The sequence below is a fragment of the Telluria sp. ZT3P25 genome, from assembly GCF_059685895.1.
The window spans coordinates 1213504-1240074 of record NZ_JCASIJ010000001.1 but is presented as its reverse complement, the minus strand read 5'-3'; the positions used below and the strand labels follow the sequence as shown (position 1 = coordinate 1240074).

27 protein-coding genes and 2 tRNA genes are annotated in these 26571 nt (G+C 62.5%); 10 read left to right on the top strand and 19 right to left on the bottom strand.

The window, feature by feature from the left end:
* Positions 1-27 precede the first annotated feature (27 nt).
* The 5 genes from AC56LY_RS05585 (at position 28) to AC56LY_RS05565 (ending at position 2631) form a co-directional block, all read left to right on the top strand.
* Complete coding sequence (locus AC56LY_RS05585; RefSeq protein WP_499577252.1) at positions 28-315, top strand: hypothetical protein; 288 nt, start codon at positions 28-30, stop codon at positions 313-315.
* Positions 312-593 carry a hypothetical protein gene (locus AC56LY_RS05580; RefSeq protein ID WP_499577249.1) on the top strand — a complete coding sequence of 94 codons (282 nt, stop codon included), beginning with the start codon at positions 312-314 and terminating at the stop codon, positions 591-593. Before AC56LY_RS05585 ends, AC56LY_RS05580 begins: the two co-directional genes overlap by 4 nt.
* 550 nt (positions 594-1143) lie before the next feature.
* The gene (locus AC56LY_RS05575; RefSeq protein ID WP_499577247.1) at positions 1144-1344 is read left to right on the top strand and encodes a hypothetical protein; all 201 of its coding nucleotides are present in this window, start codon (positions 1144-1146) and stop codon (positions 1342-1344) included.
* Positions 1341-1571, top strand: a complete 231-nt coding sequence (locus AC56LY_RS05570) for a DUF4224 domain-containing protein (RefSeq protein ID WP_499577245.1) — start codon at positions 1341-1343, stop codon at positions 1569-1571. Before AC56LY_RS05575 ends, AC56LY_RS05570 begins: the two co-directional genes overlap by 4 nt.
* Positions 1564-2631, top strand: coding sequence for a tyrosine-type recombinase/integrase (locus AC56LY_RS05565; protein WP_499577243.1), 1068 nt, complete (start codon positions 1564-1566; stop codon positions 2629-2631). The genes AC56LY_RS05570 and AC56LY_RS05565 overlap by 8 nt, the downstream gene beginning before the upstream one ends.
* Positions 2632-2712: 81 nt before the next feature.
* Here AC56LY_RS05565 and AC56LY_RS05560 read toward each other — a convergent pair.
* From AC56LY_RS05560 to AC56LY_RS05535, 6 genes are all read right to left on the bottom strand, one after another.
* Positions 2713-2789: transfer RNA gene (locus AC56LY_RS05560), tRNA-Arg, on the bottom strand.
* Positions 2790-2854: 65 nt separating this feature from the next.
* A tRNA-Pro gene (locus AC56LY_RS05555) sits at positions 2855-2931 on the bottom strand.
* A 93-nt stretch (positions 2932-3024) separates the two neighbouring features.
* Complete coding sequence (gene glmM, locus AC56LY_RS05550; protein ID WP_499577242.1) at positions 3025-4365, bottom strand: phosphoglucosamine mutase; 1341 nt, start codon at positions 4363-4365, stop codon at positions 3025-3027.
* 32 nt (positions 4366-4397) lie between these two features.
* Entirely contained in the window at positions 4398-5246 is an 849-nt protein-coding gene (folP, locus tag AC56LY_RS05545) for a dihydropteroate synthase (RefSeq protein ID WP_499577241.1), read from the bottom strand.
* 97 nt (positions 5247-5343) lie between these two features.
* Complete coding sequence (gene ftsH, locus AC56LY_RS05540; RefSeq protein ID WP_499574595.1) at positions 5344-7227, bottom strand: ATP-dependent zinc metalloprotease FtsH; 1884 nt, start codon at positions 7225-7227, stop codon at positions 5344-5346.
* 236 nt (positions 7228-7463) lie between these two features.
* Entirely contained in the window at positions 7464-8111 is a 648-nt protein-coding gene (locus AC56LY_RS05535; RefSeq protein ID WP_482898340.1) for an RlmE family RNA methyltransferase, read from the bottom strand.
* A gap of 45 nt (positions 8112-8156) precedes the next feature.
* Between AC56LY_RS05535 and yhbY the strand changes: the two genes are divergently transcribed.
* On the top strand, positions 8157-8627 hold the full coding sequence (gene yhbY, locus AC56LY_RS05530) for a ribosome assembly RNA-binding protein YhbY (RefSeq protein ID WP_258837587.1): 471 nt from the start codon (positions 8157-8159) through the stop codon (positions 8625-8627).
* Positions 8628-8686: 59 nt separating this feature from the next.
* Here the strand turns inward: yhbY and AC56LY_RS05525 are convergent, their stop codons facing one another.
* The 6 genes from AC56LY_RS05525 to AC56LY_RS05500 form a co-directional block, all read right to left on the bottom strand.
* On the bottom strand, positions 8687-9148 hold the full coding sequence (locus tag AC56LY_RS05525) for a DUF4149 domain-containing protein (protein WP_499577238.1): 462 nt from the start codon (positions 9146-9148) through the stop codon (positions 8687-8689).
* 20 nt (positions 9149-9168) lie between these two features.
* Positions 9169-9642 carry a transcription elongation factor GreA gene (gene greA, locus AC56LY_RS05520; protein ID WP_183551119.1) on the bottom strand — a complete coding sequence of 158 codons (474 nt, stop codon included), beginning with the start codon at positions 9640-9642 and terminating at the stop codon, positions 9169-9171.
* Between the two features lie 147 nt (positions 9643-9789).
* Positions 9790-13020 (bottom strand): carbamoyl-phosphate synthase large subunit, encoded by a 3231-nt coding sequence (carB, locus tag AC56LY_RS05515; protein WP_499577236.1) that lies wholly within the window; start codon positions 13018-13020, stop codon positions 9790-9792.
* Between the two features lies 1 nt (position 13021).
* Positions 13022-14185, bottom strand: coding sequence for a glutamine-hydrolyzing carbamoyl-phosphate synthase small subunit (carA, locus tag AC56LY_RS05510; protein WP_499577232.1), 1164 nt, complete (start codon positions 14183-14185; stop codon positions 13022-13024).
* A 243-nt stretch (positions 14186-14428) separates the two neighbouring features.
* Entirely contained in the window at positions 14429-14839 is a 411-nt protein-coding gene (locus AC56LY_RS05505) for a GlcG/HbpS family heme-binding protein (RefSeq protein ID WP_499577230.1), read from the bottom strand.
* Between the two features lie 11 nt (positions 14840-14850).
* Positions 14851-15768, bottom strand: coding sequence for a patatin-like phospholipase family protein (locus AC56LY_RS05500; RefSeq protein ID WP_183551109.1), 918 nt, complete (start codon positions 15766-15768; stop codon positions 14851-14853).
* Between the two features lie 199 nt (positions 15769-15967).
* Here AC56LY_RS05500 and AC56LY_RS05495 point away from each other — a divergent pair, with 199 nt between their 5' ends.
* Genes AC56LY_RS05495 through AC56LY_RS05480 form a run of 4 tightly spaced genes read left to right on the top strand, consistent with a single transcriptional unit; the run spans position 15968 to position 19019 of the window.
* Complete coding sequence (locus AC56LY_RS05495) at positions 15968-16693, top strand: DUF4198 domain-containing protein (RefSeq protein WP_499577227.1); 726 nt, start codon at positions 15968-15970, stop codon at positions 16691-16693.
* A 57-nt stretch (positions 16694-16750) separates the two neighbouring features.
* The gene (locus tag AC56LY_RS05490; protein ID WP_258837580.1) at positions 16751-17038 is read left to right on the top strand and encodes a DUF3649 domain-containing protein; all 288 of its coding nucleotides are present in this window, start codon (positions 16751-16753) and stop codon (positions 17036-17038) included.
* Positions 17035-18672, top strand: coding sequence for a PepSY-associated TM helix domain-containing protein (locus AC56LY_RS05485; RefSeq protein WP_499577224.1), 1638 nt, complete (start codon positions 17035-17037; stop codon positions 18670-18672). Before AC56LY_RS05490 ends, AC56LY_RS05485 begins: the two co-directional genes overlap by 4 nt.
* Positions 18669-19019: a DUF3325 domain-containing protein gene (locus AC56LY_RS05480; protein WP_499577223.1), complete on the top strand. Its 351-nt coding sequence runs from the start codon at positions 18669-18671 to the stop codon at positions 19017-19019. Before AC56LY_RS05485 ends, AC56LY_RS05480 begins: the two co-directional genes overlap by 4 nt.
* A 486-nt stretch (positions 19020-19505) precedes the next feature.
* Here AC56LY_RS05480 and phoR read toward each other — a convergent pair whose 3' ends face one another.
* The 7 genes from phoR to pstS all read right to left on the bottom strand — a co-directional run bounded on the left by phoR (position 19506) and on the right by pstS (position 26140).
* Positions 19506-20798 carry a phosphate regulon sensor histidine kinase PhoR gene (gene phoR / locus AC56LY_RS05475; RefSeq protein WP_499577221.1) on the bottom strand — a complete coding sequence of 431 codons (1293 nt, stop codon included), beginning with the start codon at positions 20796-20798 and terminating at the stop codon, positions 19506-19508.
* A gap of 18 nt (positions 20799-20816) precedes the next feature.
* Positions 20817-21503, bottom strand: coding sequence for a response regulator (locus AC56LY_RS05470; RefSeq protein WP_499577219.1), 687 nt, complete (start codon positions 21501-21503; stop codon positions 20817-20819).
* Positions 21504-21505: 2 nt separating this feature from the next.
* Entirely contained in the window at positions 21506-22207 is a 702-nt protein-coding gene (phoU, locus tag AC56LY_RS05465) for a phosphate signaling complex protein PhoU (RefSeq protein WP_183551093.1), read from the bottom strand.
* Between the two features lie 68 nt (positions 22208-22275).
* A complete protein-coding gene (gene pstB, locus AC56LY_RS05460; RefSeq protein ID WP_258837575.1) occupies positions 22276-23064 on the bottom strand; it encodes a phosphate ABC transporter ATP-binding protein PstB in 789 nt (262 codons plus the stop codon).
* Positions 23065-23100: 36 nt separating this feature from the next.
* Complete coding sequence (gene pstA / locus AC56LY_RS05455) at positions 23101-23961, bottom strand: phosphate ABC transporter permease PstA (RefSeq protein ID WP_499577216.1); 861 nt, start codon at positions 23959-23961, stop codon at positions 23101-23103.
* A 13-nt stretch (positions 23962-23974) separates the two neighbouring features.
* Positions 23975-24997: a phosphate ABC transporter permease subunit PstC gene (gene pstC, locus AC56LY_RS05450; protein ID WP_482898327.1), complete on the bottom strand. Its 1023-nt coding sequence runs from the start codon at positions 24995-24997 to the stop codon at positions 23975-23977.
* Positions 24998-25105: 108 nt separating this feature from the next.
* Positions 25106-26140 carry a phosphate ABC transporter substrate-binding protein PstS gene (gene pstS, locus AC56LY_RS05445; protein WP_499577214.1) on the bottom strand — a complete coding sequence of 345 codons (1035 nt, stop codon included), beginning with the start codon at positions 26138-26140 and terminating at the stop codon, positions 25106-25108.
* Positions 26141-26571 lie beyond the last annotated feature (431 nt).

The window sequence follows — 26571 nt, the reverse complement described above, 5'->3', positions numbered from 1 at the left end:
CGCCGCCGCGCCGAAGGGAGGTGCGTGATGGATGATCGCACCGTGCTAGTTGTCGGTCATAACACGAGCTCGCAGCAGCTGCGGGCCATGCTCGCCGGTCACAACATCAACGTTCTATGCGCTGGCCTGATGGCAGGCTCACCACTCGACAGAGCTATTGACATGTGCATTCCGCTGAGTAGGGGTTTGCCGCAATTGCCGGCGCCGTTGACTGAGCGTGACATGCAAGCCCTGTCAGCGGCAGAGGCGAAACGCGAACAACGCGCAGCCAAACGACAGGCGCGCGCCGCCCAGCTCGACGGCGGTGCTGCATGAGCGCCGCTAAACGACGCCGCAAGGCGAAGCTGGCGCGCCTCAAGCGCCTCGACGAGAACCACGGCTGGCTGTACCTCATGAAAAGCCCGCGCCGCGACGGGCCACGCGCAGCCGCGTTGTGGTGCAACTGTATCGTGCCGCTCGGCGACAAGCTCGAAACGCAGAAGCCAGGCGCGTGGCAATCGCTCGACCGCTGCGCGACCGGGAAGATCGGCCTGCTGCACAACTACGAGAACCGGCGCGCCGCCCAATTCCACGGCAACCAGGGAGGCGAATGATGGAGGACTTTCTAGAATCTCTGGCAGTCGTGGTGCTGGGGCTATTCTGCCTTTTCGTGACCTTCCTGTTCGTAGGCGAACCGGACCTGTGGGACACCGCGCACGCTGCCGTGATGGCCCACTTTTTGTCTCAAGGGGGCATCAATGGCTGATACCGAAAACGAAGCATTCGAAGCTTGGATAAAAACTGCCGATGGACTGGTGAAGTTTCATCCTGCCGAGTCAAACAGCGTCATTCAGGCTCTGCGATGGGCTAGAGCAGCCTGGAATGCGCGTGCAGCAATTGCGCCATCGGGATGCACGCCCCCCGATTCTCAACCAGCCGATGGGTGCCAGGCGACAGAACCAGGTCGAAAGCTTGTGGGGTACGCGGTAGGCATGACGGTGCATATGAATTCTATGCACCCCGGATCAACCGAGCTACAGCCCGATTCAACTCACCTGATTTTGACGTGTCGCATGAAGGATGGCTGGAGGGAGACTTGCAGTAACAGAGCTCCGTGGTTGGTGATGCTGCCCGACCTAGACGAGCAGATCGCCGGAGAAATCCGTGCAACTTGACCATATCACGCACACGGCGCGCTGCGATCACCTGTGCGCCTTCTGCGGCATGACCGTGCAGAAGAACGAGCGGTACGTGCGCGCGCCGTCACCGGGTGGCGCGCAGGCCAAGAAGGCGTTTCACAGCGGCTGCTATCGCGGACTTCTGCCCGGCGCCGCAGAATCGGAAAAAGGATCGAGGGGGAAATGATGGATCAGATGTTTCTCGATGATGACGAGCTGAAGAGCATGACCAAGCGCGTGCAGCGGACTGCCCAAGCGAAGATGCTACGCTCGATGGGGATCGCCTTCAAGCACCGTGCCGACGGCACGCTGGCCGTGCTGCGCGCGCACGTCGAAAAGGAATTCGGGGCCGGGAAGGATCGACAGCCGAAGACGAAAGAATTTGTACCGAACTGGGGTGGGCTGAATGCCTAGAAAGCGCAACAAGGAGAACGTCGGGCTGCCGGCGCGCTGGAAGATCGAGCATGGCGCGGTCTTTTACCAGGTGCCGACGGGCCTCGAGGATCGATGGGACGGAAAAAGGAAGTTCCGGCTCGGCGCTACGCTGCCCGAAGCCTACAAGGAGTGGGCGGCGCGCCTGGAGTCGGTCGACCAGGCCAAGACGATCGGCGCCCTGCTCGACCGCTACGCACTGGAAGTGATCCCGAAGAAGGCGGTTCGTACTCAGGTCGAGAACCAGCGTGCCGTGCGCTCGCTGCGGGCGGTGTTCGGCGCCGCGCCACTGACCTGGCTGCGGCCGCAGCACGTCTACCAGTACGCGGACAAGCGCAAGGCCACGCCAGTCGCTGCGAATCGCGCGATCGACGTCCTCTCGCACGCGTTCACGATGGCTGTGATGTGGGGTTACATGGACCGTCACCCGTTCAAGGGCGAGGTGCGCCTCGAGGGCGAGAAGCCGCGCGAGCGCTACGTCGACGACTGGGAGCTGATCGAATGCCTGGCCCTGGCCAGCAAGCGGAAGAAAGGAAGCGTGCTCGTGCTGCAGGCATACATCAGGATCAAACTGCTGACCGGCCTGCGCCGCGGCGATCTCCTGCGCCTGACCAGCGCCGCGCTGCAGCAGGATGGGATTCACGTCACCCCGAGCAAGACCCAAGGCAGCACCGGCAAGCGCGTCATCATCGAGTGGTCGCCAGAGCTGACCAGTGCGGTCGCAACTGCGAGGGCAGTCCGGCCCGTCGATATATCGCCTTGGCTGTTCTGCACGCGCAAGGGCGAAGGATATTTCAACGAAGACAAGGGGACCGCGAGCGGATGGGACTCGATGTGGCAACGATTCATGGAGCGAATCTTGGCCGAGACCAACGTCAAGGAAAGGTTCACCGAGCACGACCTGCGCGCGAAGTGCGCGAGCGATGCCGAGTCGCTGGAACATGCCCGCGCGCTGCTCGCGCATGCCGATAGTCAGCTCACGCAGCGCGTGTATCGCCGCCGGCCTGAGCGTGTGAAACCCGGAAAACTGGCATTTGAATAGCGCAAGCCGGATTGAATAGCGCGTTGCACAAAGAATAGGCAGCGAGCGAATGCGGCAAGCGTTTGAAAGTATTGAGGAATCTGGCCCGCCCTGAGGGAATCGAACCCCCGACCCACAGCTTAGAAGGCTGTTGCTCTATCCGACTGAGCTAAGGGCGGTGCAAAACGATGAGACCGGAAAACAAAACAGGCCGTCGATGACGGCCTGTTTTGATGAATCTTGCTGGTCGGAGTACAAGGATTCGAACCTTGGACCCCCTGGTCCCAAACCAGGTGCGCTACCGGGCTGCGCTACACTCCGCCGTGGGCAACATTATATGACAATCGTTCGCGAAACACCAGTGCCTGACAGCCGCTTGATGCGATGCCGACGACAGCGCTTCGGTCAGCGCATTTATGTCGACAACTTGGCCGCAATACGCCGTGCCAGGCTGTCCGCAAGTTCGGCCTCTTTCGCCTCGACCATCACCCGGATCAGTGGCTCGGTGCCCGATGCGCGGATCAGCACGCGGCCGTTGTCGCCCAGCTCGCGCTCGACTGCTTCCTTCTCGGCGACCATCGCCGCATCGGCCGTCCAGTCGAAGCCCGGTGCGACTTTCTTGTTGATCAGGGTTTGCGGGAACAGCGTGAGCTCGTTGCAGCATTCAGCCAGCGACTTGTTGCCGCGTACCAGCGCCGACAGCACTTGCAGGGCCGAGACGATGCCGTCGCCGGTGGTGTGCTTGTCCAGTGCCAGCAGATGGCCCGACCCTTCTCCGCCGAACAGCCAGCCACGCTCCCTCATGACTTCGAGCACGTAGCGGTCGCCTACCTTCGCGCGCGCAAAGCCGATGCCCATTTCCTTGAACGCCACTTCGAGCGCCATATTCGTCATCAGGGTGCCCACAGCGCCGGCCACGGGGCCGGTGCTCATGCGGTCGCGCACCATCACGTACAGCAGCTCGTCGCCGTTATAGACGCGACCGGTGGCGTCGACCATGATCAGGCGGTCGGCGTCGCCGTCCAGTGCGATGCCCAGGTCGGCCTTGTTGGCCACGACGGCTTCCGACAGCGCCTGCGGCGCGGTAGCGCCGAAGCCGGCGTTGATGTTGAAGCCGTCCGGCTGGGCACCAATGGAAATGACTTCGGCGCCCAGTTCATGGAACACGTGCGGGGCGATGTTGTAGGCGGCGCCGTGGGCGCTGTCGACGACGATCTTCAGGCCGCGCAGGTCGAGCTCGTTCGGGAACGTGCTTTTGCAGAATTCGATGTAGCGGCCCTGGGCGTCGCGCAGGCGCGATACGCGGCCGAGCTTGTCCGACGACACGCAGCCCATTGGCTGGTCGATCGCCTCTTCAATTTCCAGTTCCACCGCGTCTGGCAGCTTGGTGCCATGGCCGGAGAAGAACTTGATGCCGTTATCCTGGAACGGGTTGTGCGAAGCCGAGATCACGACGCCGGCCTGCAGGCGCAGCGCGCGCGTCAGGTAGGCAATGGCCGGGGTTGGCATCGGGCCAGCCAGCATGACGTCGACGCCAGCAGCCGAGAAGCCGGACTCCAGCGCTGCCTCAAGCATATAGCCCGAGATGCGCGTGTCCTTGCCAATCAGAACGACGGGACGGCCGCTGCTCGATTTCTTTCCCTTTGCCAGCACGGTGCCGGCGGCATAGCCGAGGCGCATGACGAAATCAGGAGTGATTGGTGCTGCGCCCACGAGGCCGCGAATGCCATCGGTGCCGAAATATTTCCGTGCCATCTAGTTCTCTTTTCTCTTATTGAAACGAATTTTTATGGATGCATGGCCGCGTGCCATACCTTCAGCGCATCGACCGTCTCCGCAACATCATGCACACGCACAATTCTAGCGCCCTGCGCTACCGCAGCCAATGCCGCGCCAACGCTGCCAGCCGTACGCTGCTCGACCGGCCGCCCCGTGACGGCGCCGATCATGGACTTGCGCGACATGCCGGCCAGTACCGGCAGGCCAAGTTCGTCCCGGATACGGCCCAGGCCGCGCAGCAACGCGTAATTGTGCTCGACCGTCTTGCCGAAGCCAAAGCCCGGGTCGACGCAGATGCGGCTGCGCTCGATGCCGGCCGCCGTCATCGCATCGATGCGCGTGGCCAGGAACGCAATCACCTCCCCCACCACGTCATCATACCGGGGCGCCTGCTGCATGGTGGCCGGCGTGGCTTGCATGTGCATCACGCACAGGCCGCAGTCGCTGTCCTGCACCGCCTCCAGCGCTCCTGGTGCGCGAAAGCCGTTGACGTCGTTGATCATGTCGGCGCCAGCGATCAGCGCCTCGCGCATGACCTCGGGCTTGGTGGTATCGACCGACAGCGCGACGTCCAGCGTACGCAGCGCGTACAGCGTCGGCATCACGCGGCGCAGCTCTTCATCGAGGGGTACGGTAGGCGAACCGGGACGGGTCGATTCGCCGCCGATGTCGATCATCGTGGCGCCATCGCGGATCATGGATTCGGCTTGGGTCAGCGCGAATTCCAGCCCCTGGTAGCGGCCGCCATCGGAAAACGAATCAGGCGTGATGTTCAGGATGCCCATCACGACGGGTTCGAGCGAGGCGGCGCCGTCGAGCGCGAAGCGGAATTGGCCGCATTGCAGTGTCTTGTTCATGGTGTCAGTAGTGCGGGCGCTACGCTCTGGGTCAGCAAGCAGACGCCGTCATGAAAAAAGGCACCCTTGCGGGTGCCTTCGTGGGGTAGCGCGAGCGTCAGGCTGGTGCAGTGGCGTTTGGCGCCACACCGCCAGGGCCGCTGTCGCCTGGCGGCGTGCGCTTGGTCAGCACCGTCGTCGGCTTGCGTGGCTCCTGGCCGGCCATGATGTCGTTGATCTGGTCGGCATCGATGGTTTCCCAGTCGAGCAGCGCCTTCGTCATCATCTCGACCTTGTCGCGGTTCTCTTCCAGCAGGCGGCGCGCCAGGGCGTACTGCGTGTCGAGGATGGCGCGGATCTCGGCGTCGACCTTTTGCTGGGTCGCTTCCGAAATGGTCTTGGTGGCGCCGCCGAAGAAGCCTTCGTTCTCGCTGTCTTCGTAGACCATCACGCCCATGCTGTCGGACATACCGAAGCGGGTCACCATCGAACGCGCCAGCTTGGTCGCACGCGAGAAGTCATTCGACGCGCCGGTAGACATCTGGCCCACAAAGATCTCTTCGGCGATACGGCCACCGAACAGGATCGAGATTTCTTCGAGCATCTTGTCTTTGTAGCCAGACAGTGCATCGTGTTCAGGCAGCTGCCAGGTCAGGCCCAGCGCGTAACCGCGCGGCATGATCGTGACCTTGTGCACCGGATCAGCCTTTGGCAACAGCTTGGCGATGACTGCGTGGCCCGACTCGTGGTAGGCCGTGTTGCGACGTTCTTCTTCGCGGATGACCATCGACTTGCGCTCAGGACCCATGAAGATCTTGTCCTTCGCATCTTCGAAGTCGATCATCTCGACCAGACGCTTGCTGCGACGGGCTGCAAACAGCGCTGCCTCGTTGACCAGGTTGGCCAGATCGGCGCCCGAGAAGCCAGGCGTACCGCGGGCCAGGATGTCGGCTTTCACGTCGGTGCCAATTGGCACTTTACGCATGTGCACGTTCAGGATCTGTTCGCGGCCGCGGATATCCGGCAGGCCCACCATCACCTGGCGGTCGAAACGGCCCGGACGCAGCAGCGCTTTATCCAGCACGTCGGCGCGGTTGGTGGCGGCGATGACGATCACGCCCGATTGCGCTTCAAAGCCATCCATCTCTACCAGCAGCTGGTTCAGCGTCTGTTCGCGCTCATCGTTACCGCCGCCCATGCCGGCGCCACGGTGACGACCGACTGCGTCGATCTCGTCGATGAAGATGATGCACGGCGAATGCTTCTTGGCGTTCTCGAACATGTCACGGACGCGGCTGGCGCCGACACCGACGAACATCTCGACGAAGTCGGAACCCGAGATCGAGAAGAACGGCACTTTGGCTTCACCGGCGATGGCGCGGGCCAGCAGGGTCTTACCGGTACCTGGAGGACCGACCATCAGCACGCCGCGCGGGATGCGGCCACCCAGTTTCTGGAACTTGGTTGGATCGCGCAGGAAGTCAACGATTTCGGAAACTTCTTCTTTGGCTTCATCGCAACCGGCGACGTCCGAGAACGTCACGGTGTTGTTGGTTTCGTCGAGCATGCGTGCCTTCGACTTGCCGAAGGAGAACGCGCCGCCCTTGCCGCCGCCCTGCATCTGACGCATGAAGAACACCCACACGCCGATCAGGAGGAGCATCGGGAACCACGAGATGAAGACCTGTTGCAGGAACGAGGCTTCTTCTGGCGGCTTGACATCGAAGCGCACGCCGTTTTCACGCAGGTCGCCGATCAGGCCACGGTCGAGACCGGTGGCGGTCGCGCGCACCTTGGTGTCATCAGCGCGCGTGGCGGTGATGTTGGTGCCCTCGATCAGGACTTCCTTGATGCGGCGCGCCTTCACTTCATCGAGCAACTCGGAATAAGCGATGGTCTTGCTGCCGCCAGCGACGCTGTGGGTGTCAAACTGCTTGAACAGCATGAACAACAGCAGCGCGACGACCACCCAGATGGCGGATTTGGAAAACATATTATTCACGAGCACTCCTCCGATGCGTACGCATCTCTACCGATTTCAGTATTCTGATTTTACCCGCAATAAGCCAACGCTGCCACGCAACTCCGGCCGTAGTGTCGAAATACCATCGAATGACTGTCTTATTCATTCCCGTCGCTGCGACTGCCCGAAACGCAGTTGCAACACACGGGTTCACGCGGCAGATGTGGTGGCCGCGCGACCAAATTTCAAGGGGTTGATCGATCGCCACCTGCCAATTACGCACTCGGATTTTTCAGACCGCGGCCCAGCAGGAAAATCTCGGACGATTTATCGCGGCTGGCCTTGGGTTTGATTTGCTTCACGGTCGTAAACTCGAGGCGGAATTTCTCCAGGATCTGCGTAAAACCCATGTCCTTGAAACACTTCACCAGCAGAGCACCGCCCGGCTTCAGATGCGCCTGCGAGAATTCGATTGCCAGATCGATCAGATGTTCCATCCGGGCGGCGTCGGCATGGCCGATACCCGACAGATTCGGCGCCATGTCGGACAGCACGACATCGACCTTGCGATCGGCCAGCACGACGTCGAGCTGCGTCAGCACCTCTTCTTCACGGAAGTCGCCCTGAATATATTGAACATCGGCGACGGGTTCCATTGGCAGAATATCCAGGCCAATGATGGTGCCGTGGATGCCGCCACCGTCCTTGCCGGCCAGTTTGCGCCGGGTGTACTGGGCCCAGCTGCCGGGAGTGCAGCCAAGGTCGACCACGACATTGCCGGACTTGATGAGTTTCTCGGCTTCGTCGATTTCTTTCAGCTTGTAAGCAGCGCGGGCGCGGTAGCCCTCTTTTTGCGCGAGTTTGACGTAGGGATCGTTAATATGGTCGTGTAACCAGTTTTTGTTTAATTTGTTCTTGGCCATTCGCGTAGAATACTGCTTTTATAGGTCCATCAAAAAAAATTTATTATGCTTAAACTCACTCCGGCCGAGCGCAGTGCTCTGCGCGCAGAAGCCCACGGGCTCAATCCTGTTGTCATGATCGGCGCCGACGGCCTGACCGAATCCGTGATGAAGGAAGTCGCCAACAGCCTCGACTCGCACGGCTTGATCAAGGTGCGCGTGTTCGGTGACGACCGCGAAGCGCGCGTTGCCATGTACGACAAGATCAGCGCCGACCTCCAGGCGGCTCAGGTCCAGCACATCGGCAAGCTGCTGGTGCTGTACCGTCCGAAGGTCGAGACAGCCAAGGAACGCAGCAGCAAGGCCGGCCCGGGCATGCGCGAAGTCACGATCGTCAAGGCCAGCGCCAGCGGCACCAAGAAGCCGAGCGTCACCAAGGTCATGCTCAAGGGTAACGAGCGCGTCACGGCAGGCGGCAACATCAAGCGCGCCAAGCCGCGTCAGACCAGCTCCAAGAAAAATTCGCTGAACAAGTAAAAAAAAGACCGGGGCAACCCGGTTTTTTTATATCGGTGTCGCGTACGGTGGGCTAAAAATTACCGCAACTTCACCAGCAACCACGCCCCCAGCACGCTCTGGATCATGTGGAACACCTGCGACACGCCATGCATGACGGCAAACTGCGTCCAGTACGGCGACGCACGTACCCCGGCCTCACCCGCCAGCACGCGCAGATGCGCCATCCCGGGCTGCAAGCCCACGAAAATCGCCAGCGCGCACGCCAGCATCGCGATCACGAGCCAGCCGAGAAAGCGCCGGCGCGGCGCGGCAAGGTCGGTCGAGCGCCACAGTAACAGCGCCAGCACGACTGCACAGCCAATCGACAGCCACGCTTGGCGCGTGAGCAGCACGGCGACCAGATCCCCGGCCTGCCCACTGCCAAGCACCTTGAACGCCGTTGGCGCGGCGATATAGCCCAGCGCCCACAAGCTGCCGGTCCACAGCGCCGCCACCAGCAGACGCGCAGCCGGCAAGCGCCCTGCCCGGCCGGTGCTCACCGCTTGCGCGCCGCCGTCCATCAGATGTAGCGCACTTCCAGGATTTCGTATTCGCGCGGGCCGGACGGCGCCTGCACTTCGACAACGTCACCGGCGTACTTGCCGATCAGCGCGCGCGCGATTGGCGACGTGATCGAGACCTTGTTCATCTTGAGGTCGGCCTCATCCATGCCGACGATCTGGTACGTGACCTTCTGGCTCGAGTCGAGGTCTTCCAGGTCGACGGTGGCGGCGAACACCACGCGGCCTTCTGCGTCGAGCGTGGTCGGATCGATCACCTGCGAGGTGCTCAGCTTGCTTTCCAGCTCGGCGATGCGGCCTTCGACGAACGCCTGGCGTTCCTTGGCGGCGTCGTATTCGGCGTTCTCGGACAGGTCGCCATGCGAACGCGCCTCGGCGATCGCGTCGATCACGCTGCGGCGTTCCTTCGTCTTGAGCTGGTGCAGCTCTTCTTTCAGGAGTTCTGCGCCGAATTTGGTCAGTGGTGTGGTCATGGTTCTCTGCTTGGTTTGTTTGACGGGTCCGCCGAGGCGGATCGTACCGACGCGACAAGAAAGCGAAAACCACAGAGGCACGCGGCGCCAAGGCCGCGCGAGCTCTGTGGTTGACTGGACTTCCAGTGTGACGGGTACTGCGTCTGCTTAGTTTAAGGTTTTATGAAGACCTTGTAAATCATACACACGCAGTTCGTCGATATGGGGCATGCCTTCGATGGCCGCTTCGGCGCCGGCGATCGTCGTGTAGGTCACCACGTGGGCGGCCAGGGCCGACGTACGGATCGCACGCGAGTCGACGATGGCACTGCGCTTTTCTTCGACGGTATTGACGACCATGACGATTTCGCGGTTCTTGATCATGTCGACAACGTGCGGACGGCCTTCCAGCACCTTGTTCACGGCGCGCACCGGAATCCCGGCGGCGGCGATCACGGCAGCCGTGCCCTTGGTCGCGACCAGGTCGAAGCCCAGCGCCACCAGATCACGCGCCACGCTCGTTGCGCGCGGCTTGTCGGACGACTTCACCGACAGGAACACGGTGCCCGAGCGCGGCAGCTTGATGCCGGCTGCCAGTTGCGACTTGACGAAGGCTTCGCCGAAGGTCATGCCAACGCCCATCACTTCGCCGGTCGATTTCATCTCGGGGCCCAGGATGGTGTCGACGCCCGGGAATTTCACGAACGGGAACACGACTTCTTTCACGCTGAAGAATGGCGGGATCACTTCCTTCGTGATGCCCTGCTGCGCCAGCGTCTGGCCAACCATGCAGCGCGCGGCGATCTTGGCCAGTTGCAGGCCGGTGGCTTTCGAGACGAACGGCACGGTACGGGACGCGCGCGGGTTCACTTCCAGCACAAAAACAGTATCAACCGTTTGACCGTTTTCTTCCTTCTGCTGGATCGCGAACTGCACGTTCATCAGGCCGACCACGTTCAGGGCCTTTGCCATCAGCGAGGTCTGGCGCTTGAGTTCATCGATCGTCGCTTGTGTGAGCGAGTACGGTGGCAGCGAGCAGGCCGAGTCGCCCGAGTGCACGCCAGCCTGCTCGATGTGTTCCATCACGCCGCCGATGAAGGTGGCTTCGCCGTCCGAGATGCAGTCGACGTCGACTTCGATGGCGTCGTTCAGGAAGCGGTCGAGCAGCACCGGCGAATCGTGCGAGACCTTGACCGCTTCGCGCATGTAGCGCTCGAGGTCACGCTGCTCGTGGACGATTTCCATCGCGCGGCCGCCCAGCACGTACGATGGACGCACGACCAGCGGATACCCGATTTCTTCGGCCAGCGTCAAAGCGTCGGCCTCGGTGCGGGCGGTACGGTTTGGCGGCTGGCGCAGGCCCAGCTCTTGCAGCAGCTGCTGGAAACGCTCGCGGTCTTCGGCGGCGTCGATCATGTCCGGCGAGGTGCCGATGATCGGCACGCCGTTCGCTTCCAGGTCCAGCGCCAGTTTCAATGGCGTCTGGCCGCCGTACTGGACGATCACGCCGACCGGCTTTTCGAGCTCGACGATTTCGAGCACGTCTTCCAGCGTCAGCGACTCGAAGTACAGGCGGTCGGACGTGTCGTAGTCGGTCGAGACGGTTTCTGGGTTGCAGTTGACCATGATGGTCTCGTAGCCGTCTTCGCGCATTGCGAGGGCGGCGTGGACGCAGCAGTAGTCGAACTCGATGCCCTGGCCGATGCGGTTCGGACCACCACCCAGCACCATGATTTTCTTCTTGTCGGTCGGGTTCGACTCGCACTCTTCGTCGTACGTCGAGTACATGTACGCGGTGTCGGTCGAGAACTCGGCCGCGCAGGTGTCGACGCGCTTGTAGACGGGACGGATGTTCAGCGCGTGACGGCGCGCGCGCACTTCTTCGGGCTTGACCTTCAGCAGGAACGCGAGGCGACGGTCAGCAAAACCTTTTTGCTTGAGCTTGTACAGGACAGGCTTGTCCAGGCCTTCGAGCGTCTGCGTCTCGAGCCACAGTTCGATGTCGACGATTTCCTTGATCTGCACGAGGAACCACGGATCGATCTTGGTCAGGCTGTGCACTTCTTCGAGCGTGAAGCCCTGGGCAAACGCGTCGCCCACGTACCAGATACGGTCCGGGCCAGGCTCGCCCAGCTCTTCTTCGATCTTTTCGCGGTCGCGCGTTTTTTCGTTCAGGCCATCGACGCCCACTTCCAGGCCGCGCAGGGCTTTCTGGAACGCTTCCTGGAAGGTGCGGCCCATGGCCATCACTTCACCCACCGATTTCATCTGCGTGGTCAGGTGCTTGTCGGCGGTCGGAAATTTCTCGAACGTGAAACGCGGAATCTTGACGACGACGTAATCGATCGACGGTTCGAACGAGGCCGGTGTGGCGCCGCCCGTGATGTCGTTGCGCAGCTCGTCGAGCGTGTAACCCACGGCCAGCTTGGCCGCAACCTTGGCGATCGGGAAGCCGGTGGCTTTCGAGGCCAGCGCCGACGAACGCGAGACGCGCGGGTTCATCTCGATGACGATCATGCGGCCGTCTTTCGGGTTGATCGCGAACTGCACGTTCGAGCCGCCCGTGTCGACGCCGATTTCACGCAGCACGTCGATCGACGCGTTGCGCAGGATCTGGTATTCCTTGTCGGTCAGGGTCTGCGCCGGTGCGACGGTGATCGAGTCGCCCGTGTGCACGCCCATCGGATCGAGGTTCTCGATCGAGCAGATGATGATGCAGTTGTCGTTCTTGTCGCGCACGACTTCCATCTCGTACTCTTTCCAACCGAGCAGCGACTCTTCGATCAGGAGCTCCGAGGTTGGCGAGGCTTCCAGGCCGCGCTTGCAGATCGCTTCGAATTCTTCTTCGTTGTAGGCGATGCCGCCGCCGCTGCCGCCCATCGTGAACGATGGACGGATGATGGTCGGGAAGCCCATCTCGCGTTGCACGACCCACGATTCTTCCATCGTGTGCGCCACGCCCGAACGCGCCGAACCGAGGCCGATCTTGGTCATGGCGTTCTTGAACTTCAGGCGGTCTTCGGCCTTGTCGATCGCTTCCGGCGTCGCGCCGATCAGCTCGACCTTGTATTTTTCGAGCACGCCGTGACGGTGCAGGTCGAGCGCGCAGTTGAGCGCGGTCTGGCCGCCCATCGTCGGCAGGATCGCGTCCGGACGCTCTTTCTCGATGATGCGCTCGACAACCTTCCAGGTGATCGGCTCGATGTAGGTCACGTCCGCCGTTTCCGGGTCGGTCATGATCGTGGCCGGGTTCGAATTTACCAGGATGACCTTGTAACCCTCTTCGCGCAGGGCCTTGCAGGCTTGCGCGCCGGAGTAGTCGAATTCGACGGCCTGGCCGATGACGATCGGGCCAGCGCCGATGATCAGGATGCTTTTAATGTCACTACGTTTTGGCATATTATTTTTTCTCCGCTGCTTGCATCAGGCCGATGAAGCGGTCAAACAGGTAGGCGACGTCGGTCGGCCCAGGCGAGGCTTCCGGGTGACCCTGGAAGCAGAACGCGGGTTTGTCGGTACGCTCGAAACCCTGCAGCGAGCCGTCGAACAGCGACACGTGCGTGACGCGGCAGTTGGCGGGCAAGGTGGTCGGATCGACCGCGAAGCCGTGGTTCTGCGACGTGATCAGGACCTTTCTGGAATCGAGGTCCTGCACCGGGTGGTTGGCGCCGTGGTGGCCGAACTTCATCTTCATGGTCTTGGCGCCGGAAGCCAGCGCCATGATCTGGTGACCCAGGCAGATGCCGAAGGTCGGAATGCCTTTTTCGATCAGCTCGCGCGAGGCGGCGATGGCGTAGTCGCATGGTTCCGGGTCGCCCGGGCCATTGGCCAGGAAGATACCGTCCGGGTTCAGCGCCAGCGCGTCGGCGGCGGTGGACTGCGCCGGCAGCACAGTGACCTTGCAACCGCGCTCGGCCAGCATGCGCAGGATGTTGCGCTTGACGCCGTAGTCGAAAGCGACCACGTGGTACTGGGGATTGGTCTGCTTGCCGAAGCCTTCGCCCAGCTTCCATTCGGTTTCGGTGAACTCGTACGGCGCCTTGACTGAGACGACCTTGGCCAGGTCCATGCCGGCCAGACCCGGGAACGAGCGTGCCAGTTCGAGTGCCTGCGCTGCCGATGGCTCGGCGCCCTGCGACGACGTGAGGATCGCGCCGGCCTGGGCGCCCTTCTCGCGCAGGATGCGGGTGAGCTTGCGGGTATCGATGCCGGCAATCGCCACGACGTTCTCGGCCTTCAGGTAGTCGCCGAGCGACTGCGTGGAGCGGAAGTTGGACGCCAGCAGTGGCAGGTCGCGAATGATCAGGCCAGCGGCGTGCACTTTCGACGCTTCGACGTCGCTCGTGTTGACGCCGTAGTTGCCGATGTGCGGGTAGGTCAGCGTGACGATCTGACGCGAATAGCTCGGGTCGGTAAGGATTTCCTGGTAGCCGGTCATGGCGGTGTTGAACACCACCTCGCCGGTCGTGTGACCGACGGCGCCAATGGAATAACCTTTGAAGATGGTCCCGTCAGCAAGGGCCAGGATGGCCGGGACAGAGGGGCCGGAAAAGAATGGCGGCAAGGGCAACTCCCGTAAAAGTTGCCGTAGCTGCGCCACGTCAGACCGACATCCAGCTAACCCCGCTGCACTGCTTGCGCCGGGTGTTGGAGGTCATGTTGAATGAGGGTTGGTGGGTATGCGCTACGGCGAAGTTTGAATTAGATAAACTTCCGAATTATAGCGCGTACAACGGCATTCGGCAATGCGGCGTTGCAGCAAATACGGGCACCGAAGTTGCAAAAATCATGCGCCCGTACCCTTGATTTACGCCGTGCCCAGGGCGGCGATACCGGCCCTGGCGATCTGCACATCCTCGTTCGATTTCACGCCCGAGACGCCGACCGCGCCGATCACGTGGCCATCGACGATGACGGGCACGCCACCCTCGAGCATGCCTTCGAGCTTCGGTGCGCTGAGGAACGACATGCGCCCGCCGTTGATCACGTCTTCATACACCTTCGACTCGCGGCGACCGAGCGCGGCCGTGTTGGCCTTGCTGGGTGCGATGTGCGACGAGATCGGCGGCGCGCCGTCCAGGCGCTGCTGCCACAGCAGGTGGCCGCCATCGTCGACGATGGCGATCGACACGGCCCAGCCGTTGGCGAGGGCTTCGGCTTCGGCGGCAGCGCCGATCTGTTTGGCGTCCGCCAGGGTCAGGTAAGGTTTGGTGTTCATCGTGGGCTTTCTCAGGGAACTTGCTGTTTGAGTTTCAGTTTGGCCTTGATTTGCGGCATGACGGCGGCGGCGGCCTGCTCGCCCGCCAGGATGGCCAGGTTGCGGCCACCGAAATCGCTCGATCCCATATTGCCCAGCGCGGGCGTGATGACGACGTCGGCATCCTTGAGCTCGAAGTGATTCAGGCGCTGGCCCATGATCGAGAAAGTCTGCATCAGCACGTCGAGCGAGCTGGCCGTTGCCGCGCCCTCGGTCGCGCTCGAGATATTGACCGCGATGATGAAGTCGGCGCCCATGTCACGCACGTAGCGCACCGGCACCGGCGCGACCAGGCCGCCGTCGACATAGCTCTTGTTGCCGATGACGACAGGCTGGAACACGCTCGGCACGCTGGAAGATGCGCGCACGGCCATGCCCGTATTGCCGCGGCTGAACAGGATCGGCTGGCCCGTTTTCAGGTCGGTGGCCACGGCGCCGAAGCGCAGTTTCAACTTCTCGATCGGCACGTTGTTGACGGCCTTGTTCACATAGCTCTGCAGTGCTTCACCCTTGAGCAGGCCGGTGGATTTGCTGAACAGCGGCAGCGCCCAGTCCGAGATGGTGGCCTCGTCCATGGTCATCGCCGTCTTTTGCAGCGCAAAGCCGTTCACGCCCGACGCATACAGCGCGCCGACAACCGAGCCGGCGCTGGTGCCGACGACGATTTCCGGGTAGATGCCCTGGGCTTCGAGTGCCTTGATGACGCCGATATGGGCGAAGCCGCGCGCGGCGCCACCACCGAGGGCCAGGCCGATACGGATTTTCTTGGGAGGCAATGGCGCCGCCTTGGGGGCGGCAACGGGAGTGACGGGAGCCGGGGTCGGGGTGCTGCCGCAGGCGGCCAGCAACAGCGCGGCGCAGGCCACGAGGGAAGTACGTCGAGAGAGCATAGAGGAGGCCGATAAGAACGAGGCACGATTGTACATCGGCGCGTTCTTGATGACATGCCTCGGCGGGCGCGACGGTAAGCGGGTTATTCGCTCTGTTCGGAGCAGTTGCAAAAATGTTTTGAAATGAGAATGATTCGCATTATAATTCTTGTCGCAATACTGCCCGTCTGATCCGATCAACAACCACAAAGCGCTTACCATGACCAAAATTCTGCTCCCTTCCCTCGTCGCCATGCTGGTCGCAGCGCCTGCCGTACAGGCCCACCAAATCTGGTTCGAGCAGGACGGCAAGGCGGTCAAGCTGCAATTCGGCGAGTTTGCCCTGAACCAGCGCGAAACCACGCCGGGCCTGCTCGACAAGTTCGGCGCCCCAAGCGCGACGCTGCTGGGCGCCAAGGGCGAACGCACGCTCAAGCTGGACAAGACCGCCAAGGGCTATCTGGTCAGCGGCGCCACGCCAGCGGCGGGTGACGCGATCGTCGCTCAGGACAATGCCTACCCGAGCTGGGAAACGGATGAGGCTGGCAAGAAGCTGAACCACATCTGGGTGCCGGCCGCGCGCATGGCCACCAGCTTCGCTGCGCAGCAGCCGAAGCTGACGCTCGACCTCGTCCCGACCGGCAAGGTTGGCGAATTCAAGGTGTTCTACAAGGGCCAGCCGCTGCCGAAAGCGAAGGTCAACGCGATCGTCCAGAGCGGCTGGGCGAAAGAAGCGGAGTCGGATGACAGCGGCGTCGTCAAGTTCGACATGCCATGGAAAGGCTTGTACGTGCTTGAGACCGAGCACACCGACAAGACGGCGGGCGAGCGCGCCGGCCTGCAATACGCAACGTCCAGCTACACCACGTCGCTGAGCGTCGTGCAGCCGAAGGGCATCGCAGCCGTTGCGGCTGGCCCGGCCATGGCGCCAAGCGCCGATCACTGATCCGGCTCACCGTGTATCCAGTGACGCCATCCGTCGTCTGAAGAAAGGCCCGGGCTCATGACCACGATCACCTGGCGCTACCGTGGCGGCGTCACCGCCCGCGCGGTGGCCGCGATCGGCGGCGGCTACGTGCTCGCGGCGCTTGCCGGCGCACTGATTGCGCTGGCGCTGCCGCTGCCACGCGCCGACGCCGTCACCATCGCCACGCTGCTGGCGTTCGTCATCTATCCCTGCGTGATCCTGTGGGTGTTTGCCACGCGCAGTGCGCTGCGCGCCTGCGTTGGCGTGGCTGCAACGTGCGCGGTGCTGGGGATGGTGTTGTGGCTGGTCGGAGGGACGGCATGAAGGATGGCTTGCGGCAATCGATGGCGTGGGTCCATACGTGGGCGGGCCTGCTCGTCTGCTGGCTGCTGCTGCTGGTGTTCATGGGCGGCACGGCGGCGTATTACCGGCACGAGATCACATTCTGGATGAAGCCCGAGCTGCACGCGGCAGCCGCTGCGCCGACCACGCTCGCCCCGGCGCAGGCGGCGCAACTGGCCGTGCGCGTGCTGCAGGAGCGCGCGCCCAATGCGACGCGCTGGACGATCGACCTGCCCGATGAGCGCAACCCGGTAATCCAGGCCGCCTGGCAGAATCCGCCGAAAAAAGACATGACGCGCCAAGAGCGCCGCAATGCGCTGCGCGACCAGAATGTCACGCTCGACCCGACGAGTGGCCTGCCAACGGCCAAACCGCGCGATACCCGTGGTGGCGACTTCCTGTACCGCCTGCACTTCGACCTGCACTACATGCCGGCGATCTGGGGCCGCTGGATCGTCGGCATTGGCGCGATGTTCATGCTGGTGGCGATCATCAGCGGCGTGATCACGCACAAGCGCATCTTCAAGGACTTCTTCACGTTCCGGCCAAAGAAAGGCCAGCGTTCGTGGCTGGATGCGCACAACGCAACCGCTGTGCTGGCGCTGCCGTTTCACCTGATGATTACCTACACGGGCATCGTCACGCTGATGTTCATCTACATGCCCGCGCCCACCAAGGCGCTGTACGGCGACGAACAGAACACGATGTTCAGCGACGTATTCGGCAACTTCGAGCGCGGCAAGCCGGCGGACATCGCCGCACCGCTGGCGGACATCGGGCCGATGCTGCAGCAGGCCGGGCGGGCATGGGGCGTGACCCCGTCGCGGGTGGCGATCAGCCATCCAAACGATGCGGCTGCGCGCGTGGAACTGTATCGGCCGTCGGGCCAGCAGTTGTCGAACCTCGAGCCGGCAATGACATTCGATGGTGTCAGTGGCGCCCTGCTGTCGGAAACACCGCCGGTGAGCACGGCGCTCGCCACGCGCGCCGCGATCTACGGCATGCACCTGGCGCACTTCGCCGATCCCCTGCTGCGCGCGCTGTTCTTCGTGTGCGGCCTGGCTGGTTCTGCGATGGTCGCCACCGGCGCGCTGCTGTGGGGCGTGCGGGAACGCCAGTCGTACGCCAAGGTCGTGGCCAACGGCGGGCGCGTCGGCTTCGGCGTGCGTCTGGTCGACGCACTGAACATCGGCGCCATTGCCGGCCTGCCGATCGCATTTGCCGCGTTCTTCTGGGCCAACCGCCTGCTGCCGGTGGACATGGCCCAACGCGCCAGCGCCGAAGCCAACTGGTTCTTCATCGCCTGGGGCGCCGCCGCCCTCCTCGCGCAGATCCGGCCGACACGCGCGATGTGGCGCTTCCAGCTCACGGTCGGCGCAGTGCTGCTGGCCGGAATCCCTGTGCTGAATGTGTTCACGACCCATTCGCACCTGGGCGTGTCGCTGTTCGGCGGCCCGGGCCTGCGGCCGGTGGCGGCGTTCGACATCGTCGTCCTGGTGCTGGGTGCGTTGCTGGGCTGGGCCGCCTGGTGGCTGGGACACAAGGCCAAACAGAAAGCAGCGAAAAAGCAGACGGCGGCTGACGCCGGATCGACCTCGACCATGGAGCCCGTATGAGCATGCTATTCCTCAGCAGCGTTTCCCTCGCCTTCAGCGCATTCGCCGCCAAAGGCATCGTGATGGACCGCCACTACGCCGACCTGCACGGCCGCGGCAAGGAGCCGGCGCCAGCCCTGAGAATGCGCATGCGCACACTGGCCTGGCTGGGCCTGGCACTATCCTTCGCCGCCTGCATCGCCGCCCGCGGCTGGCACGTCGGCCCGGTGCTGTGGTGCGGCGTCCTGTCGGTCGCCGCCTGGACCGTCGCCGCCATGCTCCAATACGCCCCCCGCAAAGTCGCCCAAGGCGCCTGGATCGGCATCCCGGCAGCCGCCGTGACCACCGCCCTCCTCCTGCTACCCTAACAATCCGGAACAATTAGGGTCAGAGTCGAATTATTGGGTAATTTCCCACTCGCATCACGACGTTTTACCGACCCTCAATTTCCTAGCTTCAGCTTGCCCTAAAGACAATTAGGGTCAGAGTCGAATTGTTTGACAACTTTCGAAGTTGCTCATTAATTCGACTCTGACCCTCATTTTTTTCGGGTCAAAAAAGCCGAAAAAAGTATCTCAATATATTGAGCGATGGCTTTGCTTGCTCGTGCCCATCGTCCTAGCCAAAATCAATTGTTCTTCTCACTAAAACGCCGAAAAAACAATGAGGGTCAGAGTCGAATTGTTTGACAACTTTCGAAGTTGCTCATTAATTCGACTCTGACCCTCATTGTCCCAAACAAACGTTTCCATGCAATTTGTGATCAACCGGAAGATCTCCCCGGCATGTCACAAAGTTATCAAACAATTCGACTCTGACCCCAATTGGAATGCAATTGCTTTTGGGGTCGGAGGTTACGCTGGCAGGGATGTGTTCGGGAGCGTGGCGGCGAAGGTGCTGCCTTTGCCGGGTTGGGAGGTGATGGTCAGCTTGCCGCCGTGGCGCAGCAGCACGTGCTTGACGATGGCCAGGCCCAGGCCCGTGCCCTGCGTTTCGCGCGAGCGGCTCTTGTCCACGCGGTAGAAACGCTCCGTCAGGCGCGGGATGTGTTCCGGGTCGATGCCGATGCCGCAGTCGGTTACCGCAAACGCCAGCGCGTCGGGGCCGCGTGACCAGGCCAGGCGGATCGTGCCGCCGTTGGGCGAGTAGCGCACGGCGTTCGATGCCAGGTTGGCGAAGGCGCTGCGAAGCTCTTCCATGCTGCCCATCACGTCGGGGCCATCCACCGCCACCTCGACCGTGTGCCGGCCGCCCGACAGCGCGCGCGCCTCGGCGGCGATCGATTCGACCAGAATCTTGATATCCACCCGCTCGCGCTTGAGCGGGAATTCGTCCGACTCCAGCCGTGACAGGGTCAGCATGTCCTGGATCAGCCGCTGCATCCGCTGCGCCTGCTCGGTCATCAGGGTCAGGTGCGCCGTGCGCGTGGTCACGTCCAGGCCCGGGTCGGCCATCGCGATTTCGAGGAAGCCCACGATCACCGTCAGCGGCGTCCTCAGCTCATGCGAGGCGTTGGCGATGAAGTCGCGCCGCATCGCTTCGATCCGCTCGGTGTCGGTCGCATCGTGCGTGACCAGGATCTGGCGCCGGTTTTCGAACGGGATGATGCGGCATTCGATCTTGCGGCCTCTGAAGGCCAGCGTCAGCGGCTGCTCGTAGCGGCCCAGAATGATGTAGTCGATGAAGTCCGGATGGCGCACCAGATTGGTCACCCGCAGCCCCTTGTCGCGCTCCATCGTCAAACCCAGATGGCGCTCGAGCGCGGGATTGCACCACTCCAGGAACAGCACGTCGTCCATGATGGCCACGCCTTCCGGCAGCAGGTGCATCGCCTGGCGGAAGCGGGCCAGCCATTCAGTGAGTTCGGCCTGGTGCTTCTTGTCGTCGCGCCGCAGGTGGTACAGGCGCGCGAACGCTTCGGTCCAGGCGCCCCAGCCGTCGGGCAGGCGCGTCTCTTGCGGATGCTCGAGCCATTCGCCCAGCTTCTGCAGATACGACAGCTGGACGATGATGGCCGTGACGGTGGCGGCCAGCGCCAGCGACAGCCCGGCCACCAGCCCCAGCCACCACCAGACGAGGCCCGCAAAGGCAAACAACAGCCCCAGGCGCAACAGCGCCGGGACCCAGAACAGCAACTTGGGATTCATCGCGTCCTTCGACACAGACTATTTTTCGGACAGCATGTAGCCGACGCTGCGCACCGTGCGGATCAGGCCATCGGCCGATTTCAGCGCCTTGCGCAGCCGCAGCACATGCACGTCGACCGTGCGCTCTTCGATCACCGCATGGTCGCCCCACACCTTGTCGAGCAACTGGGCGCGCGAAAACACGCGCTCGCGATGCGCCAGCAGGTACTTGAGCAGCTTGTATTCGGCGTTGCCGATGTCGATCTGCTGGTTCTCGACCGTCACGGTGCAGCTGTTCGGATCGAGCATCACGCTGCCAGCGCGCAGCGGCGCTTCGGCTAGGTGCGGACTCTTGCGGCGCAGCAGCGCACGTGAACGGGCCAGCAGCTCGCGCGGCGAGAACGGCTTGGTGATGTAGTCGTCGGCGCCGCTGTTCAGGCCCGCCAGCTTGTCTTCTTCCATGCTCTTGGCGGTCAGCATGATGACCGGCAGCTCCTGGAAATCGCGGTCGGCGCGAATACGCGATAGCAGGCGCAGGCCGCTCTGGTCGGGCAGCATCCAGTCCAGCAGCAGCAGGTCGGGCTTGCCCCGGCTGATGCTGTCCCAGGCGCCGGCCGCCGTATCGGCCGTGCGGATTTCCCAGCCTGCTTCGCGCAGCGAATAGGTTACCAGTTCGACGATCGCCGGCTCATCCTCGACCACGAGGACGGAGGTGGTGTCAGCCATGCTCACAGTACCGGCGGCTCACCGAGCGTCGGCTTGCTGTGGCGGATGTCGCGGCCTTCGACCACGTAGATCACGTATTCGGCGATGTTCTTGGCATGGTCGCCAATACGCTCGATGGCCTTGGCCACCCACAGCGTGTCGAGCGCCGACGAAATCGTGCGCGGGTCTTCCATCATGAACGTGACCATCGTGCGCAGAATCACGCGGAACTCGTGGTCGACCACTTCGTCGCCCGCGATGATCTGCAAGGCCTGCTTGCCGTCCAGGCGCGCGAACGCGTCGAGCGAATCGTGCAGCAGTTCGGACGTCGCCTTGGCGATGGTGCGGATCATGTCGAAATGGGCAAAGCCCGTCGCGCCCCGCTCGTGCAGGCTTTTCGCCGTGCGCGCAACCTTGGTCGCTTCGTCGCCGATGCGCTCGAGGTCGGTGATCACCTTGATGGTGGCCATCACGGTGCGCAGGTCGTTCGCGGTCGGCTGACGTTTCACGATCAGGTGGCTGCAGGCGTCGTCCAGCGCAACTTCAAGCTGGTTGACGGCCTGGTCTTCGGCCATCACGCGCTCGGCGCGCGCGATGTCGCCGATGCGGAAGCATTCCAGCGCCTCTTCGAACTGGGTTTCCACCATGCCGCCCATCAGCAAGACCTGGGAACGGATCCCTTCGAGTTCCTGGTCGTACTGCTTGGATGAATGCTCGCCTGTCATACAAACTCTCCGTCAATATTCTTGTGAAGCCGCCCGCAAGGACGGCCGAAAAAGGTCAGCCAGCTCGATCAGCCGAAGCGGCCGGTAATGTAATCCTGCGTTTCCTTGCGCGCCGGCTTCATGAAGATCTGGTCCGTCTCGCCGAATTCGACCAGCTCGCCCAGGTACATATAGGCGGTGTAGTCCGAGCAGCGCGCGGCCTGCTGCATATTGTGGGTCACGATGGTGATCGTGTAATCCTGCTTCAGTTCGCTGATCAGTTCTTCGATCTTGGCGGTCGAAATCGGGTCCAGCGCCGAGGTCGGCTCATCGAGCAGCAGCACGTCGGGCTTGACTGCCACGCCGCGCGCGATGCACAGGCGCTGTTGCTGGCCGCCCGACAACGACAGGCCGCTCTTGGACAGCTTGTCCTTGGCTTCTTCCCACAGCGCCGCCTTTTTCAGGGCCCACTCGACGCGCTCGTCCATCTCGCCTTTCGACAGGTTCTCGTACAGACGCACGCCGAACGCGATGTTGTCGTAGATCGACATCGGGAACGGGGTCGGCTTCTGGAACACCATGCCGACCTTGGCACGCAGCATGTTCACGTCGACGCCTGCGTCGAGGATATTGCCACCGCGGTACATGATCTTGCCTTCGGCGCGCTGGCCCGGGTACAGGTCGTACATCCGGTTCAGGGTGCGCAGCAGCGTCGACTTGCCGCAGCCCGACGGGCCGATGAAGGCCGTCACCTGCTTGGCGTGGATGTCGAGGCTGACATTCTTCAGACTCTGCGTTTTACCGTAAAAGAAGTTCAGGCCTTCGATTTCGATCGTCTTGGCTTTGGCCGCAGCCGGGGTCGGAGTCGTATTGAGCATGGCTTGGTTCATCACTTTATCGTTTATCAGAGTGAATTAATTCGGGGTTTTTTGGCTGAACAGCGTACGCGACAGAATGTTCAGCAGCAACACGGTCGTGGTCACCAGCAATGCACCGGCCCAGGCCAGCGAGCGCCAGTCGTCATACGGGCTCATGGCGTAGGTGTAGATCACCACCGGCAGGTTCGCCAGCGGTGCATTCATGTCATGGCTATAGAACTGGTTGTTCAGCGCAGTGAACAGCAGCGGCGCGGTTTCACCCGTGACGCGGGCCACGGCCAGCAGCACACCAGTGACGACGCCGGCCTTCACGGCGCGCAGGCGCACGGTCAGGGCCACTTTCCAGTGCGGCGCGCCCAGTGCGTAGGCCGCTTCGAGCAAGCTGGCAGGTACCAGGCGCAGCATGTTGTCAGTGGTGCGAACCACGACCGGAATCGCGATCAGCGACAGCGCGATCGTGCCGGCGTAACCCGAGAAGTGCTGGACCTTGGCCACATAGATGGCGTACACAAACAGGCCGATCACGATCGACGGGGCCGACAGCATGATGTCGGTCACGAAGCGCGTGACTTGCGCGAACTTGTTGTTCTCGCCGTATTCAGCCAGATAGATACCGGCCAGGATGCCGACCGGCGTGCTGATCAGCGTCGACAGACCGACCATCATCACGCTGCCCAGAATGGCGTTGCGCAAGCCACCACCGGGCGTGCCCGGGGCCGGCGTGTCCGCCGTGAACAGCGTGGCCGACAGGCCGCCCAGGCCGTTGTACAGCAGCGTGAACAGAATCCAGGCCAGGAAGGCCAGGCCAATGCCCATCGCGCACACCGACATCGTGATGCCGATGCGGTGCGCCAGCAGGCGCCGGCGGTACACCGGGTTCTTGGTAGCAGTATTCATCTCGGTTGCCATATTATTTGGTGCCTTCGTTACGGGACATACCGAGCAGCATGATCTTGGCCGCCGACAGCACGATGAACGTGATGCCAAACAGGATCAGTGCCAGCGCAAACAGCGACGACGAGTGCAGCGTGCTGGCCGCTTCGGCAAATTCATTGGCCAGTGTCGACGAAATCGAATTACCCGGCGAGAACAGCGAGGCCGACAGCGAGTGCGCATTGCCGATCACGAAGGTCACGGCCATCGTCTCACCCAGCGCGCGGCCCAGGCCCAGCATGACGCCGCCCACCACACCGTTGCGGGTATAAGGCAGCACGACCTTGCGCACCACTTCCCAGCGCGTGCAACCCAGGCCGTACGCCGATTCCTTCAGCACGGTCGGCACGATCTCGAACACGTCGCGCATCACCGAGGCGATGAACGGGATGATCATGATCGCCAGGATCAGGCCGGCGGTCATGATGCCGATGCCCATCGTCGGACCCTGGAAGATGACACCGATCACCGGCAACTGGCCGATGGTTTCCTTCAGCAGCGGCTGGACGTGGTCGGCGAACATCGGCGCGAACACGAACAGGCCCCACATGCCGTAGATGATCGACGGCACGCCGGCGAGCAGCTCGACGGCGGTGCCCAGCGGGCGACGCAGCCAGGCCGGGCAGATTTCGGTCAGGAACAGCGCAATGCCGAAGCTGATCGGGAAGGCAACAGCCAGCGCGATGATCGACGTGGCCAGCGTGCCCCAGATGGCGATCATGGCGCCGAATTCGTCATTCACCGGATCCCACTCGACGCGGGTGATGAAACCCGGGCCGAACTGCGAGAACGCCGGCGCCGCGCCGATTGCCAGCGAGATGATGATCCCGATCAGCACCGCCAGGACCGTGGCAGCAAACAGCAGCGTGATTTTGTGGAAGAAGAAGTCCTGGATGCGCTGGTTGCGCATCGTCGTGCGCAGTGCAGCGTAACGGCGGGCGTCTTCGGCTGCTGCCTGATCAGGCAGGTCCTGCACGGACAAGGATGGGTGGGCGCTCATATGTGTGGAAGACTCGCTATAAGACTCGTAATCAATATCGTTTTGTCAATATTGCTGGCATGCAGAAGGACCGGTCGGGCCGGTCCTTCGATGATGAAAACTAGTGGATTACCAGAGCGCCTTGCCGGTGGTGTCTTTCAGATTGGTGCGCCAGGCGTCCTGCACGAGCTTGATGACCGGCGCAGGCATTGGCACGTAGTCGAGTTCAGCAGCCGAGGTGGCGCCGTTCTTGTACGACCAGTCGAAGAACTTCAGCACTTCCTTGCCCTTGGCAGCGTCCTGGGCCTTGTGCACGAGGATGTACGACGCGCCCGTGACTGGCCAGCTGTCCTTGCCTGGCTGGTCGGTCAGGATAACCGCGAAGCCCGGGGTGCCGGCCCAGTTGGCGCCGGCAGCGGCGGCCTTGAAGGCATCGTCGCTTGGCTGCAGGAACACGCCATCCTTGTTCTGGAGCTGGGTGTGCGACATCTTGTTCTTCTTGGCATAGGCCCACTCGACGTAGCCGATGCCGCCCTTGATGCGCTGCACGTTGGCGGCGACGCCTTCGTTGCCCTTGCCGCCCACGCCCACTGCCCACTTGACGGTGGTGCCGGCGCCGACCTTGGTCTTCCATTCCGGGCTCGACTTCGACAGGAAATCGGTCCACAGGAACGACGTGCCCGAGCTGTCGGCGCGGCGCACGACGGTGATGTCGGCGTCCGGCAGTTTGACGCCCGGGTTCAGCGCGGCGATCTGCGGCGCGTTCCACTTGACGATCTTGCCCATGTAGATGTCGGCGATGACGGCGCCGCTCAGTTTCATCTGGCCCGGGGCGATGCCCGCCAGGTTGACGATCGGCACAACGCCGCCCATCACGGCCGGGAACTGGAACAGGCCGGCGGCGTTGAGTTCAGCGGCTGCCAGCGGCATGTCGGACGCGCCGAAGTCGACGGTCTTGGCCTTGATCTGCTTGATGCCGGCGCCGGAACCGACCGACTGGTAATTCAGGCCATTGCCCGATGCTGCCTTGTACAGCTCGGCCCATTTGGCGTAGATCGGATAAGGGAACGTCGCGCCTGCGCCGGTGATGTTGGCGGCCTGGGCGGTTGCGGTGAATGCCGAAGCGGCGACGGCGATCGAAACGAAGAGATGCTTCATGCGCATATCTGATCCTCTGAAAATAGAACGACGGGACGATCCCGCTGACGATGAAGCGCAGTCTAGCGGGCGAATATGACAAGTTCATGACATATTCTGAAATGTGACATGAACATGACACGGCCGCAAGCATGGCATTGCAGAGGCCGGCGTGGCGCGCGGCTGGCCATTGACCATCCTGTTCCGCTTGCGCCAGCCTTGTAAATACCACGCCAGCTGCTAACCTGATGGTGTCGTCACCATATGGAGGGGATGCCCGAAGGCGTTGAACAATGTATGTTGGACATGATGGTCATGGGGATTCTTGGGGGGCTGGCAGCGCTGGTCGCGTTCGAGATCTACCAGGAAGTACGTGGCAGTTCCAGGCAACTTGAAGACCGCTATCACGAATAGCGACAAACCCGCTCAGCGGGTCAGCAGCGAGCGGCGAGGCCCCA

Bases quoted from the DNA above. Each gene is read 5' to 3' on its own strand.
- AC56LY_RS05585 (WP_499577252.1), top strand. From the start codon at position 28: ATGGATGATCGCACCGTGCTAGTTGTCGGTCATAACACGAGCTCGCAG.
- AC56LY_RS05580 (WP_499577249.1), top strand. From the start codon at position 312: ATGAGCGCCGCTAAACGACGCCGCAAGGCGAAGCTGGCGCGCCTCAAG.
- AC56LY_RS05570 (WP_499577245.1), top strand. From the start codon at position 1,341: ATGATGGATCAGATGTTTCTCGATGATGACGAGCTGAAGAGCATGACC.
- AC56LY_RS05565 (WP_499577243.1), top strand. From the start codon at position 1,564: ATGCCTAGAAAGCGCAACAAGGAGAACGTCGGGCTGCCGGCGCGCTGG.
- glmM (WP_499577242.1), bottom strand. From the start codon at position 4,365: ATGGCACGGAAATATTTCGGCACCGATGGCATTCGCGGCCTCGTGGGC.
- folP (WP_499577241.1), bottom strand. From the start codon at position 5,246: ATGAACAAGACACTGCAATGCGGCCAATTCCGCTTCGCGCTCGACGGC.
- AC56LY_RS05535 (WP_482898340.1), bottom strand. From the start codon at position 8,111: ATGGCCAAGAACAAATTAAACAAAAACTGGTTACACGACCATATTAAC.
- yhbY (WP_258837587.1), top strand. From the start codon at position 8,157: ATGCTTAAACTCACTCCGGCCGAGCGCAGTGCTCTGCGCGCAGAAGCC.
- greA (WP_183551119.1), bottom strand. From the start codon at position 9,642: ATGACCACACCACTGACCAAATTCGGCGCAGAACTCCTGAAAGAAGAG.
- carB (WP_499577236.1), bottom strand. From the start codon at position 13,020: ATGCCAAAACGTAGTGACATTAAAAGCATCCTGATCATCGGCGCTGGC.
- AC56LY_RS05505 (WP_499577230.1), bottom strand. From the start codon at position 14,839: ATGAACACCAAACCTTACCTGACCCTGGCGGACGCCAAACAGATCGGC.
- AC56LY_RS05500 (WP_183551109.1), bottom strand. From the start codon at position 15,768: ATGCTCTCTCGACGTACTTCCCTCGTGGCCTGCGCCGCGCTGTTGCTG.
- AC56LY_RS05495 (WP_499577227.1), top strand. From the start codon at position 15,968: ATGACCAAAATTCTGCTCCCTTCCCTCGTCGCCATGCTGGTCGCAGCG.
- AC56LY_RS05490 (WP_258837580.1), top strand. From the start codon at position 16,751: ATGACCACGATCACCTGGCGCTACCGTGGCGGCGTCACCGCCCGCGCG.
- AC56LY_RS05485 (WP_499577224.1), top strand. From the start codon at position 17,035: ATGAAGGATGGCTTGCGGCAATCGATGGCGTGGGTCCATACGTGGGCG.
- AC56LY_RS05480 (WP_499577223.1), top strand. From the start codon at position 18,669: ATGAGCATGCTATTCCTCAGCAGCGTTTCCCTCGCCTTCAGCGCATTC.
- phoR (WP_499577221.1), bottom strand. From the start codon at position 20,798: ATGAATCCCAAGTTGCTGTTCTGGGTCCCGGCGCTGTTGCGCCTGGGG.
- AC56LY_RS05470 (WP_499577219.1), bottom strand. From the start codon at position 21,503: ATGGCTGACACCACCTCCGTCCTCGTGGTCGAGGATGAGCCGGCGATC.
- phoU (WP_183551093.1), bottom strand. From the start codon at position 22,207: ATGACAGGCGAGCATTCATCCAAGCAGTACGACCAGGAACTCGAAGGG.
- pstB (WP_258837575.1), bottom strand. From the start codon at position 23,064: ATGCTCAATACGACTCCGACCCCGGCTGCGGCCAAAGCCAAGACGATC.
- pstA (WP_499577216.1), bottom strand. From the start codon at position 23,961: ATGAATACTGCTACCAAGAACCCGGTGTACCGCCGGCGCCTGCTGGCG.
- pstC (WP_482898327.1), bottom strand. From the start codon at position 24,997: ATGAGCGCCCACCCATCCTTGTCCGTGCAGGACCTGCCTGATCAGGCA.
- pstS (WP_499577214.1), bottom strand. From the start codon at position 26,140: ATGCGCATGAAGCATCTCTTCGTTTCGATCGCCGTCGCCGCTTCGGCA.